14 protein-coding genes are annotated in these 15,684 nt (G+C 73.7%); 4 read left to right on the forward strand and 10 right to left on the reverse strand.

Annotation, left to right across the window (positions count from 1 at the left end; translation table 11 throughout):
- The first annotated feature begins 128 nt into the window (after window positions 1–128).
- On the forward strand, window positions 129–596 hold the full coding sequence (locus IE108_RS14095; RefSeq protein WP_064727528.1) for an RDD family protein: 468 nt from the start codon (window positions 129–131) through the stop codon (window positions 594–596).
- 115 nt (window positions 597–711) lie between these two features.
- Here IE108_RS14095 and IE108_RS14100 read toward each other — a convergent pair whose 3' ends face one another.
- From IE108_RS14100 to lipB, 4 genes are all read right to left on the reverse strand, one after another.
- Window positions 712–1,416: a DUF4191 domain-containing protein gene (locus tag IE108_RS14100; RefSeq protein ID WP_064727527.1), complete on the reverse strand. Its 705-nt coding sequence runs from the start codon at window positions 1,414–1,416 to the stop codon at window positions 712–714.
- 79 nt (window positions 1,417–1,495) lie between these two features.
- Window positions 1,496–1,711 carry an SCO2195 family GlnR-regulated protein gene (locus IE108_RS14105; protein WP_064727526.1) on the reverse strand — a complete coding sequence of 72 codons (216 nt, stop codon included), beginning with the start codon at window positions 1,709–1,711 and terminating at the stop codon, window positions 1,496–1,498.
- 232 nt (window positions 1,712–1,943) lie between these two features.
- Window positions 1,944–2,897: a lipoyl synthase gene (lipA, locus tag IE108_RS14110; RefSeq protein WP_064727525.1), complete on the reverse strand. Its 954-nt coding sequence runs from the start codon at window positions 2,895–2,897 to the stop codon at window positions 1,944–1,946.
- Window positions 2,898–3,072: 175 nt separating this feature from the next.
- The gene (lipB, locus tag IE108_RS14115) at window positions 3,073–3,873 is read right to left on the reverse strand and encodes a lipoyl(octanoyl) transferase LipB (RefSeq protein WP_064727524.1); all 801 of its coding nucleotides are present in this window, start codon (window positions 3,871–3,873) and stop codon (window positions 3,073–3,075) included.
- A gap of 235 nt (window positions 3,874–4,108) precedes the next feature.
- On the opposite strand from lipB, the gene IE108_RS14120 reads away from it, so the two are divergent.
- Window positions 4,109–5,575 (forward strand): NsdA family TPR-like regulatory protein, encoded by a 1,467-nt coding sequence (locus tag IE108_RS14120; protein ID WP_064727523.1) that lies wholly within the window; start codon window positions 4,109–4,111, stop codon window positions 5,573–5,575.
- A 196-nt stretch (window positions 5,576–5,771) separates the two neighbouring features.
- Here the strand turns inward: IE108_RS14120 and IE108_RS14125 are convergent, their stop codons facing one another.
- Window positions 5,772–7,175 carry an NAD(P)/FAD-dependent oxidoreductase gene (locus tag IE108_RS14125; RefSeq protein ID WP_064727522.1) on the reverse strand — a complete coding sequence of 468 codons (1,404 nt, stop codon included), beginning with the start codon at window positions 7,173–7,175 and terminating at the stop codon, window positions 5,772–5,774.
- A gap of 173 nt (window positions 7,176–7,348) precedes the next feature.
- A complete protein-coding gene (locus IE108_RS14130; protein WP_064731719.1) occupies window positions 7,349–8,245 on the reverse strand; it encodes a TIGR01777 family oxidoreductase in 897 nt (298 codons plus the stop codon).
- Between the two features lie 69 nt (window positions 8,246–8,314).
- Between IE108_RS14130 and IE108_RS14135 the strand changes: the two genes are divergently transcribed.
- A complete protein-coding gene (locus tag IE108_RS14135) occupies window positions 8,315–8,839 on the forward strand; it encodes a GNAT family N-acetyltransferase (protein WP_107420127.1) in 525 nt (174 codons plus the stop codon).
- Here IE108_RS14135 and IE108_RS14140 read toward each other — a convergent pair.
- Window positions 8,829–10,013 carry a MarP family serine protease gene (locus IE108_RS14140; protein WP_064727521.1) on the reverse strand — a complete coding sequence of 395 codons (1,185 nt, stop codon included), beginning with the start codon at window positions 10,011–10,013 and terminating at the stop codon, window positions 8,829–8,831. The two genes, IE108_RS14135 and IE108_RS14140, sit on opposite strands and share 11 nt — an antisense overlap.
- A gap of 209 nt (window positions 10,014–10,222) precedes the next feature.
- Here IE108_RS14140 and IE108_RS14145 point away from each other — a divergent pair, with 209 nt between their 5' ends.
- Window positions 10,223–11,059 (forward strand): peptidoglycan recognition protein family protein, encoded by an 837-nt coding sequence (locus tag IE108_RS14145; RefSeq protein WP_189397654.1) that lies wholly within the window; start codon window positions 10,223–10,225, stop codon window positions 11,057–11,059.
- A 63-nt stretch (window positions 11,060–11,122) separates the two neighbouring features.
- Here IE108_RS14145 and IE108_RS14150 read toward each other — a convergent pair whose 3' ends face one another.
- The 3 genes from IE108_RS14150 to aceE form a co-directional block, all read right to left on the reverse strand.
- Window positions 11,123–11,644, reverse strand: coding sequence for a DUF4240 domain-containing protein (locus IE108_RS14150; RefSeq protein WP_064727520.1), 522 nt, complete (start codon window positions 11,642–11,644; stop codon window positions 11,123–11,125).
- A 135-nt stretch (window positions 11,645–11,779) separates the two neighbouring features.
- On the reverse strand, window positions 11,780–12,787 hold the full coding sequence (locus IE108_RS14155; protein WP_064727519.1) for a helix-turn-helix transcriptional regulator: 1,008 nt from the start codon (window positions 12,785–12,787) through the stop codon (window positions 11,780–11,782).
- Window positions 12,788–12,843: 56 nt separating this feature from the next.
- On the reverse strand, window positions 12,844–15,546 hold the full coding sequence (gene aceE, locus IE108_RS14160; protein ID WP_064727518.1) for a pyruvate dehydrogenase (acetyl-transferring), homodimeric type: 2,703 nt from the start codon (window positions 15,544–15,546) through the stop codon (window positions 12,844–12,846).
- Between the last annotated feature and the right edge of the window lie 138 nt (window positions 15,547–15,684).

A 15,684-nucleotide genomic window follows, 5' to 3' on the forward strand; every position in this document is an offset into this window, starting at 1 on the left:
GGTGATTTCTCTAACGTGACCCGTTTGTTTCGCAGAAGTTAACCGGCTTCGCGTCCAGCCTAGGCCGGATCGGAGCCCGCCACACCCCGCCGTCCCCCGCGCGCAAGGGGGCGCAGTACCGTGGTCGGGTGGACAACAGGCAAGCAATCGGATCGTGGCTCTCGGGGCCCCGCGCGGCCATCGAGGAGTCCGGCGCCGACCTCGGTTACCGGGGGGAGCAGCTCGGTCTGCCCGAGGAGGGGCCGGGCTCGATCGCCCGCCCGGGCAGGCGCATCGGCGCCCTGGCGATCGACTGGGCCCTGTGCCTCCTGATCGCATACGGCCTGATCACGGACGGCTACGACCAGGCGACCGGCAACTGGGCCCTGCTGATCTTCTTCGTGCTCAGCGTACTGACCGTCGGCACGCTCGGCTTCACCCCGGGCAAGCGCCTCCTCGGGCTGCGCGTCGTCGACCTGGCCACCGGCCGCCCGAGCCCGCTGCGCGCCCTGCTCCGCTCGGTCCTGCTGTGCCTCGCCCTCCCGGCGCTCATCTGGGACCGCGACGGCCGGGGCCTGCACGACAGGCTGGCGCGCACGGTCGAGGTCCGCACCTGACACCACACCCGGCGCGACGCCGGCGCGGAGACGACCGCGCCGGTACGGCGATGGGGGCGACCGAATCACTTCGGTCGCCCCCATCGCCGTACCGGCGTCTCGGAGTCCTACGGGGTCAGCGCTGGCGCGGGTTGCCGCCGCGCGGCATGCGCATGCCCTTGGGCATCGGGCCCTTCGGCAGCGGCATGTTGCTCATCAGGTCGCCCAGCGCCCGCAGCCGGTCGTTGGTCACGGTGACCTGCGGGCCGGACAGGACGCGGGGGAGCTTGAGCATGGTCGTGCGCAGCTTCTTCAGCTCGACCTGGCCCTCGCCGTCGCCCACCACCAGGTCGTGCACGGGCACGTCGGCGACGATGCGGTTCATCTTCCGCTTCTCGGCCGCGAGCAGGGACTTCACCCGGTTCGGGTTGCCCTCGGCGACCAGCACGATGCCGGCCTTGCCGACCGCGCGGTGCACGACGTCCTGGTTGCGGTTCATCGCCACCGCCGGAGTCGTGCTCCAGCCCCGGCCGATGTTGTCCAGCACGGCCGCCGCGGCGCCGGGCTGTCCCTCCATCTGGCCGAAGGCCGCCCGCTCGGCCCGGCGTCCGAAGACGATCGCCGTCGCGAGGAAGGCGAGCAGCACGCCCAGGATGCCGAGATAGATGGGGTGACCGACCAGGAAACCGATCGCGAGGAAGACACCGAAGACGACGATGCCGACACCCGCGAGCACAAGACCGATCTTCTTGTCGGCCTTGCGGGTCATCTTGTAGGTCAGAGCGATCTGCTTCAGTCGCCCTGGATTCGCAGCATCCGCTGCAGGTTCCTTCCTCGCCATGGCACGAAGTCTACGTGGCCCCGAAAGCGCCGACGACGGCAGTGCCCGGCGGGGGCGGGGAGAGGAGGCCGGGCGAGGTTCAGGGGCGGCCGACGACGGACTGCCCGAGCACCCGCTCCGTCTCGATCCGGTCCTTGGCGCGGCGGCGGTCCTCGAGCACGGAGGTCCAGGCGTTGCGCCGGGCGGTGCGCTGGCCGCTGCTCAGCAGCAGCGACTCGACGGCCCGCAGGGCGGTGGTGAACGACGGGATGGCGGTGGCGCGGACGGCGGTGGGGCGAACGGGCGCGGCCTGCATCGTGGAGGTCCCCCCTCGGTACGGCTCCGGGTACGGAGACGGGTGTACGTGGTGTGATTCCAGGGTCACTGACTGGTGTTACCAGGGCGTGACCCGCCGGTCAAACGGACATGAAGCCGCGATGCCGGGGCCCGGAACGGGCGCGCGGCCCCGACCGGTGTCCTCATCTGCGAGGACGGTCGGGGCCGCGGAATATCGGCCATTACTGGCGAGTAGTGCCTTGTGCGTGAATTCACACGGTGGCGGAGTGACGCTGCTCCATGGCCATGCCGTAGAGCCGGCCGGCGCGGTAGGAGGACCGGACCAGCGGGCCGGACATCACACCGGAGAAGCCGATCTGCTCGGCCTCCTCCTTCAGCTCCACGAACTCGTGGGGCTTGACCCAGCGCTCCACGGGGTGGTGGCGCACCGAGGGGCGCAGGTACTGCGTGATGGTGATCAGCTCGCAGCCGGCCTCGTGCAGCTGCTTCAGCGCCTCGCTGACCTCCTCGCGGGTCTCGCCCATGCCGAGGATCAGGTTCGACTTGGTGACCAGGCCGTAGTCGCGGGCGTCGGTGAGCACCTTCAGCGAGCGCTCGTAGCGGAAGCCCGGGCGGATGCGCTTGAAGATCCGCGGGACGGTCTCGACGTTGTGCGCGAAGACCTCGGGGCGGGAGTCGAAGACCTCGCGCAGCAGCTCCGGCACCGCGTTGAAGTCGGGCGCGAGCAGCTCGACCTTGGTGCGGCCGTCGGCGCGCTCCGCCGTCTGCTGGTGGATCTGGCGCACGGTCTCGGCGTACAGCCAGGCGCCGCCGTCGGGCAGGTCGTCGCGGGCGACGCCGGTGATGGTGGCGTAGTTCAGGTCCATGGTGACCACGGACTCGCCGACGCGGCGGGGCTCGTCGCGGTCGAGCGCCTCGGGCTTGCCGGTGTCGATCTGGCAGAAGTCGCAGCGCCGGGTGCACTGGTCGCCGCCGATGAGGAAGGTCGCCTCGCGGTCCTCCCAGCACTCGTAGATGTTGGGGCAGCCGGCTTCCTGGCAGACCGTGTGCAGCCCCTCGCCCTTCACGAGGCTCTGCATCTTCTTGTACTCGGGGCCCATTTTCGCCCGGGTCTTGATCCACTCGGGCTTGCGCTCGATGGGGGTCTGGCTGTTGCGGACCTCCAGGCGCAGCATCTTGCGTCCGTCGGGTGCGACTGCGGACACGACCGGCTCCCTAGCGTTTGATTCTTCGGCGCCTTTAAGCGTACGCCCGTTGTTTTGAATGTCCGGCGTGGGTGCTTGACGTGCTGGGGCTGCCGCCCCCAGGCCCCCGCTCCCGGCCTGATCGGCCTCGTCCCCAAACGCCGGACGGGCTGGATTTATGCCCCCCGGCACCGCATCACGCCGCCGGTGCCTTCTCGATCTCCCGGGGCTTGAGGTCCGCGTTCTCCAGGACGTCCCGCAGATGGCGCTCCGCCACCGGCAGGACGTCCTCGATGGTCACGTCGCGGCCGAGTTCGTTCGCCAGGGAGGCGACGCCCGCGTCGCGGATGCCGCACGGGATGATCCGGTCGAACCACTTGTTGTCGGGGTTCACGTTGAGCGCGAACCCGTGCATCGTGACGCCCTTGGCGACCCGGATGCCGATCGCGGCGATCTTGCGGTCCTCGCGGCGCTGCCCGGCGTTGGACGGGGCGTACTCGGGCCCGTTCATGCGGGGGTCGAACTCGTCGTCCGTCAGACGGGGGTCGAAGTCCAGGGAGAGGCCGCCGAGCGCCGGGCGCCTGTCGACCGGGTCGCCCAGGACCCAGACGCCGCTGCGGCCCTCGACCCGGGTGGTCTCCAGGCCGAACTCCGCGCAGGTGCGGATCAGGGCCTCCTCCAGCCGCCGCACGTGGGCCACCACGTCCACCGGGCGCGGGAGCTTCTGGATCGGGTAGCCGACCAGCTGCCCCGGGCCGTGCCAGGTGATCTTGCCGCCGCGGTCCACGTCGATCACGGGCGTCCCGTCCAGCGGGCGCTCGCTCTCCGCGGTGCGCCGGCCGGCGGTGTAGACCGGCGGGTGTTCGAGCAGCAGCACGGTGTCGGGGACCTCGTCGGCGAACCGCGCGGCGTGCACCCGGCGCTGCTCGTCCCACGCCTCCTGGTACTCGACGGGTTCGGCGCCGAACCCCATGCGGACGAACCGCAGCTCACTCACGGCGAGGCCTCCCTGCAAGGTCGTAAGGCACGAAGCGTGCCCAAGCCACTGTACGACCGCCCGCTCGGCGTCAGCCGGGCGGGCAATCCTCACACGATCGGATGAATGGTTCTGGAAGTGTGCGATCGGGCGCTTACTCTCCGCTACATTCACGCCGTTCACGAGGCCATAAGGGCTGCTCACAGGCGCTCCGGGCACATCGAACGGCCCGGAAGGCAGGAGACCGCACCGCACCATGACGGAACGACCCGCGCAGCGCACCCCCAACCGCCAGCTCGCCGCGCTCATCGCCGAAGCGGGGTTCTCGAACGCGGGTCTCGCGCGTCGCGTCGACCAGCTCGGACTCGAACACGGCCTGGACCTGAGATACGACAAGACGTCCGTCACCCGGTGGCTGCGCGGCCAGCAGCCCCGCGGCACCACACCGGCCCTGATCGCCGAGGTCTTCACCCGGCGCCTGGGCCGCCGCCTGACCGCCCAGGACCTCGGCCTGGACGCCTGCGCCCCCGTCTACGCGGGCCTGGAGTTCGCCGGCAGCCCCGACGAGGCCGTCGACATCGTGGGCGGGCTGTGGCGCAAGGACTCCGGCAGCCACGCCGAACTGCGGAAGATCGCCTTCACCCCGGCCGGGCTCGTCGTGCCCAGCCGGGACTGGCTGATCGGCCGCGCCGACGAGCGGGTGGCCCGCGCCGAGGTGCCGGTCCGCATCCCGGCCCAGGGCCGCCCGGCGCCCCCGAGGCTCCCGGCGGTCCCGCTCGACCCCGCCCGGCGGCGCGCCCCCGCCGAGCGCGGCCCCGGCCAGAAGGTCACCGGCGGCGACCTCGCGGCGCTGCGCTCGGTCGGCGAGCTGTTCCGCAGCCTGGACGACCGGTACGGCGGCGGGCACGCCAGGCAGGCCCTGGTGCGGTACCTGGAGCACGAGCTGGAGCCGATGCTCCGGGGCACCTACGGCGAGCAGACCGGCCGCCGCCTGTTCGGCGCCGCCGCGGACCTCACCCGGCTCGCCGGCTGGACGTCGTACGACATCGCGGCGCACGGCCTCGCCCAGCGCTACTTCGTGCAGGCGCTGCGGCTGTCGCAGGCGGCGGGCGACCGGGCGTACGGCTCGTACGTGCTGGTGACCATGAGCCGCCAGGCCGTCTACCTGGGCCACGGGCGCGAGGCCGTGCAGCTCGCGCGGGTGGCGCAGCAGGGCGTCGGGACCTCCGCGCCGCCGGTCGTGCAGACGCTGCTGCACGCCGCCGAGGCGCGGGCGCACGGCCTGCTCGGGGAGGTGCGGGCGTGCACCGCCGCGCTGGTGCGGGCCGAGCGGGCGCTGGAGACCGCGCGGCCGGGCGACGAGGTGCCGCACTGGGCGCGCTTCTTCGACGAGGCCCAGCTGGCCGACGAGTTCGGCCACTGCCACCGCGACCTCCAGCAGTTCCGCGCCGCCGCCCAGCACGCGGAACGCTCGCTCCAGCTCCGCGCCCCCGTCTACGCCCGCAGCCGCCTGTTCTGCCGCGTCGTCCTCGCCACCGCCCGCCTCGGCCTCGGCGAACTCGACCAGGCCTGCCAGCTGGCCGCCGAGGCGGCCGGCCAGGCGGCCGAGATGCGCTCGGTACGCGCCGCCGAATACGTCCGCGACTTCGAACGCCGCCTGGAGCCGTACCGCGACGCACCGCCGGTACGGGGGTACCGGGACAGGGTGGCGGCGCTGGGGTAGCCGTCCGCGCCTAGGGCCTGTCGTTTGGATCATGCCGGCGTCGCGGGGCGTGGCACGCGCATCTGCGGCGTTGTCGTCGGTTGCCAACGCTCCGCGTTGTCGCCCTCCTCCGCCTTGCAGCTGCACGCACCACGCCCCGCTCGGGTGGGCCGGCAAGGGCCCTCCCTGTCAGCCGGCCTGATCCAAACGACAGGCCCTAGGCCGCCCGCGCCGCCCCCACCGCCTCCGCCGTGTGCATCGGACGCCCCGTGCCCAGGTCCGTCAGGATGGCCGCCGAGGCGCGGTGGCCCGAGTGGAGGGCGCCCTGGACGGTGCTGGTGTCGCGGTGGTCGCCGCAGACGTAGAGGCCGGCCAGGAGGCGTACCGGGCGGCGCAGGTCGTGCGGGGGGCGCATCGCGGGGACCGCCTCCGGGGTGTGGTGCACGGCGAGGGTCTCCCAGCGGGTGGTGGAGGTGCCGTAGAGGCGGGCCAGGTGGATGCGTACGGCGGTGTCCACGTCGGACGGGGGCGGGCCGAGGACCGTGGTGGAGACCAGGGCGCGTCCGGCCGGCGCCCGGGACGGGTCCACCCGGCTGACCACCGCCGTGTGGGCGACGGGACCGCCGCGGTCGGCGTCGAGCAGCAGGGACGCGCCGGTGGCCGGCGGGTCGTCGGTGGTGTGGTGCACCACCGTCACCGGGTGGAAGTCCGGCACCCGCAGCCCCGGCAGCAGCGCGGCCGCCGCGCGGGCGTCGGTCGCCACCAGGACGGCACGGCAGCGGATGACGCCGTGCTCCGCGGTGGTCACGGCGTTGGTGGCCACCGCGGTGACCCGGACGCCGGTGTGCACGGTGCCCGGCGGCAGGGCGCGGGCCAGATGCTCGGGCAGGGCCTCGGCGCCGCCCTCGGGCAGGGCCAGCCGCCCGGCGGCGAAGGCGCGCAGCGCGAGGTCGGCGCACCGGCTGGAGGTCGTGAGGTCCGGGTCGCACAGCAGGGCGGCGAGCAGCGGCCGCAGGAAGCCGTCCACCGTGCGGGGCGGCAGCCCGCGGGCGGCCAGGGCCGGCGCGGCGGGCAGCTCCGGGCGGGCCAGCAGCCGTTCGGCGGGAGTGGCCGCGAGCCGCGCCAGCGCCGCGGTCAGCCGGGCCTGGTCCACGGCGGTGCCGAGCGGGGCGCCGGCGCGGACCCGGGGCGTGGCCGCGGGCCTGCCGTACGGCAGGTGGGCGCCGGCCGTACGCCGGGGCGCGGGGATCGACCGAGGGGCGCTCGCGAGGGCGCGCACCGCATGGAGTGCGCCCCTTGCGCCCCGTGCAGCGGCGGGGGCGCCCGCGCGGTGGTGCCGGCCCTCGCTGTGCAGCAGGACACCGGGGTCGAAGGGCAGCAGCGCCAGGCCGCCGAGCCCGGGGGTGCGGCGCAGTTCGGGACAGGCCGTGGACAGCAGCTGTCCGATCCTGTCGAGCCGGAATCCGTCGACCTTCTCGGTCGCCTGCCGGCCGCCCACCGCATGGGCAGCCTCCAGGACCGTGGTCCTCACTCCTGCGCTGGTCAGCCGATGTGCCGCGGCGAGTCCGGCGATCCCGGCCCCCACGACGACGACGTCCGCCTGGTACGCGGGCTCAAGCACGTGCCCCTCCTAGAGGTTGCGCGGCCGCTGGAGACGTCATGCCCCCAACCGCCTTGAGGGATACCCGAGTTCGAGACGAGGTTAGGTCCAGAAATCGTCAAGATGAGTCGCGCAGGGGCAGGGCACGGTCGCACGGCGGTCGCACAAGGGTGCGGAGTGGTCGCGTCCGCACATCACAGCGCCGCGCGGATCGCCCCGTCGATCTCCGGGAACGCGAACCGGAAGCCGGACTCCTCGAGGCGCGCCGGGAGGACGCGGGCGCTGCCCAGGACGTCGCCGGCCATCTCGCCGAGCGCGGCGCGCAGCACCGCGGCCGGCACCGGGAACGGCGTCGGGCGCCGCAGCACCCGGCCCATGGCCGCGGTGATCTCACGGTTCGTCAGCGGCTGCGGGGCCGTCAGGTTGAACGGCCCCGACAGGTCCTCCCGCTCCAGCAGGTGGCGGATCGCCGCCACCTCGTCGTGCAGCGCCACGAAGGACCAGTACTGCGACCCGTCGCCCAGCCGCCCGCCGAGCCCGGCCCTGAACAGCGGGAAGAGCCGCCCCCATGCCCCGCCGCCGCTCGAGACGACCAGTCCCGTCCGGGTGAAGACCGTCCGCACGCCCGCCTCCCGGGCGGGCGCCGCCGCGGCCTCCCACTCCACGCACAGGGCCGGCAGGAAGCCCTCGCCGGCCGGCGCGCCCTCGTCCACGGCCCGGTCGCCGGTCTCCCCGTAGTAGCCGATCGCGCTGCCGTTCACGAAGACCCGCGGCGGCCGCTCCATCGCGGCGACCGCCTCCGCGAGCGCCGTCGTGCCGTGCACCCGGCTGCTGCGGATGCGCGTCTTGTACGCGTCGGTCCAGCGGCGGTCGCCCACCCCGGCCCCGGCCAGGTTGACCACGGCGTCGCAGCCATCGAGCCCGGCCGCGTCCACCCGGCCGTTCTCCGGGTCCCAGCGGACCTCGTCCGCACTCCGGGGCGCGTGCCGCACCAGACGCACCACCTCGTGGCCGTCCGCGGTCAGGGACCGCACCAGTGCGCTGCCGATGAGACCGGACGCGCCGGCCACCACGATGCGGGAACGTTCCAGATCCATGGGCCCATCCTGCCGGTCGGCCGGCGAAAAGGGGCGGACCGGTGCCCGCGTCCGCGTCGTACAGTGACCGTCATGCCAGCCCCGCACATACGTCCCGCCAGGTCCGACGACGAGGAGCCGCTCGGCCGGCTCGACCGCGACACCTGGTCGCTCCTGCACGCCGTCTCGCCCCCGCCGGGCCCCGACGACCCCTTCTTCCGCCCGCACTCGGGCCCGGACGACCACCTCGTGGCCGAGCTGGACGGCGCCGTCGTGGGCTACGTCAGGCTCGGTTTCCCGACGCCACTGGCGGCCAACGCCCACGTGCGCCAGATCCGCGGCCTCGCCGTCGCAGGCACGGCCCGTGGGGCGGGCGTCGGCCGCGCGCTCGTCCGCGCCGCGGTCGAGGAGGCCCGGCGCCTGGGCGCCCGCCGCATCACCCTGCGCGTCCTCGGCCACAACACCGCCGCCCGCAGGCTCTACGAGTCCGAGGGCTTCGTCGTCGAGGGGGTGCAGCCCGAGGAGTTCTACCTCGGCGGCGCCTACGTCGACGACGTGACGATGGGCCGGTTCCTGACCGAGCGGGAGCCGGCGCCCGTCACGACGTGACCGGTTCGCCCGTGTCCACCGCCGCGGTGGCGTCCGCGGCGCGCTCCGCGTCGGCGGCGACCTCGGCCGCGGTCAGCACGTAGCCGGTCCCGGCGTCCGAGGTGGAGCGGGCGAACACCACGCCGTACACCCGGCCCTCGGTGGTCAGCAGCGGCCCGCCCGAGTTGCCGGGGCGGACGGTGGAGCGGATCGAGTAGATCTCCCGGGTGACGTTCGCGTCGCTGTAGATGTTCTGCCCGGTGGCCCGGATCCGGTTCGCCACCGTCGCCGCCCGCAGGTCCAGGTCGCCGTCCTGCGGGTAGCCCGCCACCACCGCGGCGTCCCCCCGCTCCGCGCCGTCGTCGAACCGCAGCACGGGCGCGGTCAGGCCCGGCACGTACAGGACGGCCACGTCCTTCGCCGGGTCGAAGAGCACCACACGCGCCTCGTACGCCGGCCCCACCCCGCCGATCCGCACGGTCGGGTCGTCGATGCCGGCCACCACGTGGGCGTTGGTCATCACCCGCTCCGGCGCGAACACGAAACCGCTGCCCTCCCGGCCCTGGGTGCCGGTGACGCCCTCCACCTTGACCGTGCTGCGCTGGGCCGCCCGCGTCGCCGCCGGCGTCACGCTGTCACCGGAGGGCTCGGCGACCCGCGCCGTCGCCTCGTTCTCGAAGGGGTTGAAGACCTGTGGGAACCCCGCCTCGGCCAGCGCGGACGTCGCCCCCGAGAACCACGCCGGCGTGGTGTCCGGCATCGCCCGCTGCACCGCGCCCAGCAGCGTCGAGTCCCGGATCGCCGAGGTCAGCAGCGAGGACGAGGACGCCGCCAGCACGCTGGCCGCCACCCACGCCACGATCAGCGCCGCCACCGCGTTCGCCGCCGCCCCGCCGATCCCGTCGGCCACCCGGAGCGGCCCGGCGTCCAGCTCCCGGCGCAGCCGCACCGCCAGCCGCCCCGCCAGCTCGTGCACCACGATCGCCGGCAGCAGCACCGTGACCACGGCGAGCACCGTCGCCGACGTCGAGCCCGGCGTCGCGAGGTCGGTGACCCGGGGCAGGGCCCATACGCCGAGCGCCGCGCCGCCCACGAAGCCGGCCAGTGAGACACAGCCGGCCACCAGTCCGCGCCGGTATCCGGACGCGGCGTAGACCAGCACCACCAGCACCAGCAGAACGTCGAGCAGATCCACGCGAGCCGCCTTTCCACCACCGGACCCCGGGAACCCTCAGTACGCGCCGTACGCCCCCGCTGATCAGACCGCGCCGCGAGAGCGACCGGAAAAGGTCACCAAAGCAGCATGTGCGATCAACCGGAAAACGTCGTGGACCGGGACGATGGTTCCACCGGGTGGCACAGCACACATCGCGGACGGACCGGATCCGCCGGAGAGTGGGTCACATGCGTCCTCTCCGACCACGCGGGGCCCGGGAGCGGAAAACCGTTCCCGCACCGGATGCCACCCGCGCCCCCATACCCGGTGCCGCCGGGGTGCCGCGCGCGGTGCGGGTGGTGCTCGGCGCGCTGCCCGGCCTGGCCGCCGTCGCCGCGCTGTTCCTCTGCGCGAACGGCGTGGAGCAGGCGGCCCAGACCGAGACCGCCCCGGTCGCCGCCGACCGGCACACCGCGCCCCGGCCGGCCATCGTGCCCCGGTCCCAGTGGCTCGGCGAGGCCGCCCGCGACCAGCCCGCCCCGCGCTACGACGACAAGATCCTCGCCGTCTTCGTCCACCACACGGACACGCCCAACGGCTACGACTGCGCCGACGTGCCGTCCATCCTGCGCGGCGTGTACATGGGCCAGACCGGCGCCCGGGACTGGGACGACATCGGCTACAACTTCGTCGTCGACCGCTGCGGCACCGTCTACGAGGGCCGCGCCGGCGGCGCCGACCGCCCCGTCACCGGAGCCCACACCCAGGGCTTCAACCACCGCACCACCGGCATCGCCGCCCTCGGCACCTTCACCGCGGGCGTGCCCGTGCCGGACGCGCTGACCGACTCCATCGCCGCCGTGGCCGCCTGGAAGCTCGGCGAGACCGACACCGACCCGCGCGGGAAGGTCGCCCTGGTCTCCAGCAACGGGCTCAGCCGGTACGCGGCGGGCGCCAAGGCGACGCTGCCGGCCGTCGCGGGCCACGACGACGGCTACCAGACCAGCTGCCCGGGCGCCGCCCTGTCCGAGCGCCTCCCGGAGATCCGGCAGACCGCCGCCCGCCTCCAGGGCCGCACCGGCTGAGCCGGCCGGCCCGCACCGCGCCGGGCGGGCCAGGCGGGCCGGTCGAGGTGGCCGGCGCCGGGCTCACTCCGGCCCGAACCGCTCCCACAGGCGGGGCAGGCGTCCGGCCAGGGCCCGGTCGTTCTCCAGGTCGAGCGCCGTTCCCAGCGGCTCCGCCGGGGCGGGCGCGATACCGAGGTCGGGGGCGACGGTGCCGGTGAGCTGCTCGTAGGCCTCGTCGGCCGCGTAGCCCAGCTCCTCCCCGTCGCCGTCCAGCTCCTCGTCGAAGTCGTCGAGCAGCTCGGCGAGCGAGTCGGGCTCGTGCACGGCGCCCTCGTACACCTCCCGGCCCTGGCCGATCAGCCAGCAGCGGAAGAAGTCGAACGCGTCGTCGCTGGCCCCGCCCAGCAGCACCCACGCGGCACCCCACAGGTCCCAGGTGCAGGCGCGGTTGTAGCGGGCCTCGAAGTGGCGGGCGAAGTCGAGCACCAGGTCCGGGTCCATGGTGAGCAGCCGGTCCACCAGCAGGTCGGCCTGGTCCTCGGGATCGCCGTCGGCGCCCTCGCGGGCGGCGTCGATCAGCTCCCAGAACTCCGTCTCGTCCATCACGGGTCCAGCATCGGCCCTGCGGGGGTGCGACGCACGCGGAGTGCGGCGGATCGTTATGCGGGAATCGCCGTACGACGGAACGCACGAGGGAACGTACGACGGAGTCGTGCGCGCGCCGCCGCGCGGCGACCCTCAGCCGCCGTCCGGCCCCGCGCCCGCGTACAGCTCCGCGAGCCGCCGCGCGTCCCGGGCGAAGCGGTCCCGCAGCCCCTGGGGCGCCAGCACCTCCACCTCCGGCCCCAGACCCGTCAGCTGCGTGTGCGCCACCTCCTCCGACTCCACCGGCAGCGTCACCGTCACCCACCCGTCCGCGTCCGGCCCCTCGGCCGCCTCCAGCGCCTCCCGGGCCGACAGCGCGTCCACCGCGTACGCCAGCCCGCGCGCTCCGCGCTCCGAGAGCCGCACCACGACCGTCGCCCGCAGGATGGACCGCGCGAACTGCTCGGCCCGCTCCGCCCAGAACGCGGGCAGGTCGAAGCCGTCGTCCCGCGCGAACCGCTCCTCGCCCGGCTCCACCGCCGTGAACTTGTCGATCCGGTAGACCCGGTACGGCCCGCCGGCCGACTCCCGCTCCCGCGCGACGCGCGCGCACAGGTACCAGACCCCCGCCTTCAGAACCAGCCCGTACGGCTCCAGCTCCCGCACCACCTCGTCCTGCGCACGCCGGTAGCGCGCGGTGATCCGCCGGTCGTCCCAGACCGCGTCCGCCACCGCCGGCAGCAGCTCGGGCGTGCGCGGCTCCCGGAACCAGTTCGGCGCGTCCAGGTGGAAGCGCTGCGCCGCCGTGCGGGAGGCGTCCCGCAGCGAGGGCAGCAGCGCCGCCGACACCTTCAGCCGGGCCGCCGACGCCGCGTCCTCCAGGCCCATCTCACGCAGCGCGCCCGGCACCCCCGACAGGAACAGCGCCTCGGCCTCGCCCCGCGCCAGCCCGGTCAGCCGCGTCCGGTAGCCGCCGACCAGCCGGTAGCCCCCGGCCCGCCCGCGCTCCGCGTACACCGGCACCCCGGCCTCCGAGAGCGCCTGCGCGTCCCGCGTCACGGTCCGCTCGGAGACCTCCAGCTCCCTGGCCAGCTCGGCGGCCGTCATGGCCGGGCGGGACTGGAGGAGCAGCACCATCTTGATGAGGCGGGCAGCGCGCATCCCCACATCATGCAGGAGGCCCCCGCCGGGGCGGGGGCCTCCTGTGTTCCCTGTCCCTACAGGCCGTAGCGCTCGCGCGCCTCCTTCACGGCCGCCGCCTTGACCTCGCCGCGCCGGGCGAGCTGGGCGAGAGCCGCGACCACGATGGACTCGGCGTCGACACCGAAGTGCCGGCGGGCCGCGTCGCGGGTGTCCGAGAGACCGAAGCCGTCGGCACCGAGCGACGAGTAGTCCTGCTCGACCCACTGCGCGATCTGGTCCGGGACCTGGCGCATGTAGTCGGAGACCGCGAGGACCGGGCCCTCGGCGCCCTGGAGCGCCCGGCGGAGGTACGGCACCCGCTCCTCGCCGCGCAGCAGCGCCGCGTCGGCGTCCATCGCGTCCCGGCGCAGCTCCGTCCAGGAGGTCGCGGACCACACGTCGGCGGCCACGCCCCACTCCTCGGAGAGCAGGCGCTGCGCCTTGAGCGCCCAGTGGATCGCGGTGCCGGAGCCCAGCAGCTGGATGCGCGGGGCGTTCGCGGCCGGGGTCAGGCCCGCCGTCTCCGCCGTGTTGAAGCGGTACAGGCCCTTGACGATGCCCTCGTCCACACCGGCCGCGGACGGCTTGGCCGGCTGCGGCATCGGCTCGTTGTAGACGGTCAGGTAGTAGAAGACGTCCGGGTCCTCGCCCGGGGCCGCCTCGCCGTACATCCGGCGCAGACCGTCCTTGACGATCGCCGCGACCTCGTACGCGAACGCCGGGTCGTACGTCAGCGCGGCCGGGTTGGTCGCCGCGATGGCCGGGGAGTGGCCGTCCGCGTGCTGCAGGCCCTCGCCGGTCAGCGTGGTGCGGCCGGCCGTGGCACCGACCAGGAAGCCGCGGCCGAGCTGGTCGCCGAGCTGCCACATCTGGTCGGCCGTGCGCTGCCAGCCGAACATCGAGTAGAAGATGTAGAACGGGATCATCGTCTCGCCGTGCGTCGCGTACGACGTCGACGCGGCGATGAAGTCGGCCATGGAACCGGCCTCGGTGATCCCCTCGTTGAGGATCTGCCCGTTCTCGGCCTCCTTGTAGTACATCAGCTGGTCGCGGTCGACCGGCTCGTACGTCTGGCCCTTGGGGGAGTAGATGCCCAGGGACGGGAAGAGGCTCTCCATACCGAAGGTGCGCGCCTCGTCGGGGACGATCGGCACCCAGCGCTTGCCGGTCTCCTTGTCGCGGACCAGGTCCTTGACGAGGCGGACGAAGGCCATGGTGGTGGCCACGCTCTGCGAGCCGGAGCCCTTGTCGAAGGAGGCGAACGCCTTCTCGGCGGGCGCGGGCAGCGGCGCGACCGGGTGCACGCGACGGGCCGGGGCCGGACCGCCGAGCGCCGCGCGGCGCTCCTGGAGGTAGCGGACCTCGGGGGAGTCGGCGCCCGGGTGGCCGTAGGGGACCACGCCGTCGGTGAAGTCGCTGTCCTTGATCGGCAGGCCGAGCAGGTCGCGCATGTCCTTGAACTCGTCCACCGAGAGCTTCTTCATCTGGTGGTTGGCGTTCTTGGAGGCGAAGCCGGTGCCGAGGGTGTGGCCCTTGACCGTCTGGGCCAGGATCACGGTCGGCGCGCCCTTGTGGGCGAGCGCGGCCTTGTACGCGGCGTAGACCTTGCGGGCCTCGTGGCCGCCGCGGGAGTAGTGGAAGCACTCGAGGATCTTGTCGTCGGACAGCAGCTTCGCCATCGCGGCGAGCTCCGGGTCCTTGCCGAAGAAGTCCTCGCGGATGTAGGCGGCGTCGCGCGTCTGGTACGTCTGCACCTGCGCGTCGGGTACCTCGCGCAGCCGGCGTACGAGGGCGCCGTTGGTGTCGAGCTGGAACAGCTCGTCCCACGCCGTGCCCCACAGCGACTTCACGACGTTCCAGCCGGCGCCGCGGAACTGGGCCTCCAGCTCCTGCACGATCTTGAAGTTGGCGCGGACCGGACCGTCGAGGCGCTGCAGGTTGCAGTTGATGACGAAGGTCAGGTTGTCCAGGCCCTCGCGGGACGCGAGCGTCAGCGCGGTGGTGGACTCGGGCTCGTCCATCTCGCCGTCGCCGAGGAACGCCCACACGTGGGAGTTGGTCAGGTCCTTGATGCCGCGGTTGGTCAGGTAGCGGTTGAACCGCGCCTGGTAGATCGCGGAGATCGGCCCGAGGCCCATGGAGACGGTGGGGAACTCCCACAGCCAGGGCAGGCGGCGGGGGTGCGGGTAGGACGGCAGTCCGTTGCCGCCGGACTCGCGGCGGAAGTTGTCGAGGTGGTCCTCGGTCAGCCGGCCGTCGAGGAAGGCACGGGCGTAGATGCCGGGGGAGGCGTGGCCCTGGACGTAGAGCTGGTCGCCGGAGCCGTCACCCTCCTTGCCCTTGAAGAAGTGGTTGAAGCCGGTCTCGTACAGCCAGGCCGCGGAGGCGAAGGTGGCGATGTGGCCGCCGACGCCGTGCTTGCTGCCGCGGGTCACCATGGCTGCCGCGTTCCAGCGGTTCCACGCGGTGATCCGCTGCTCCAGGTCCTCGTCGCCGTCCACGGCGGGCTCGTCGGCGGTCGGGATGGAGTTGACGTAGTCCGTCTCGAGCAGCTTCGGCAGCGCCAGGCCGGCGCCCTCGGCGCGCTCCAGGGTGCGGCGCATCAAGTACGCGGCACGGTGCGGCCCGGCAGCCTTGGTGACGGCGTCCAGGGAGGCCTGCCACTCGGCGGTCTCCTCCGGGTCGCGGTCCGGGAGCTGGTCGAGCTCGCTCGGCTGGATGGCTTTGGGGTCGGTCATGTCGCCGCCTTCCTCAGTCGAAGGGGGTTCCCTCATCGGCAAGGGTTCGGGGGTGCCCTAGGTCTTTGGCAGGACAGGGCGGTGGGGCTCGGGTGGAAGCCCGTCCGTGACTGTAACTCCCTGATCGATGATCGATCA

The sequence above is a fragment of the Streptomyces parvulus genome, from assembly GCF_014648855.1.
GTDB lineage: Bacteria > Actinomycetota > Actinomycetes > Streptomycetales > Streptomycetaceae > Streptomyces > Streptomyces parvulus.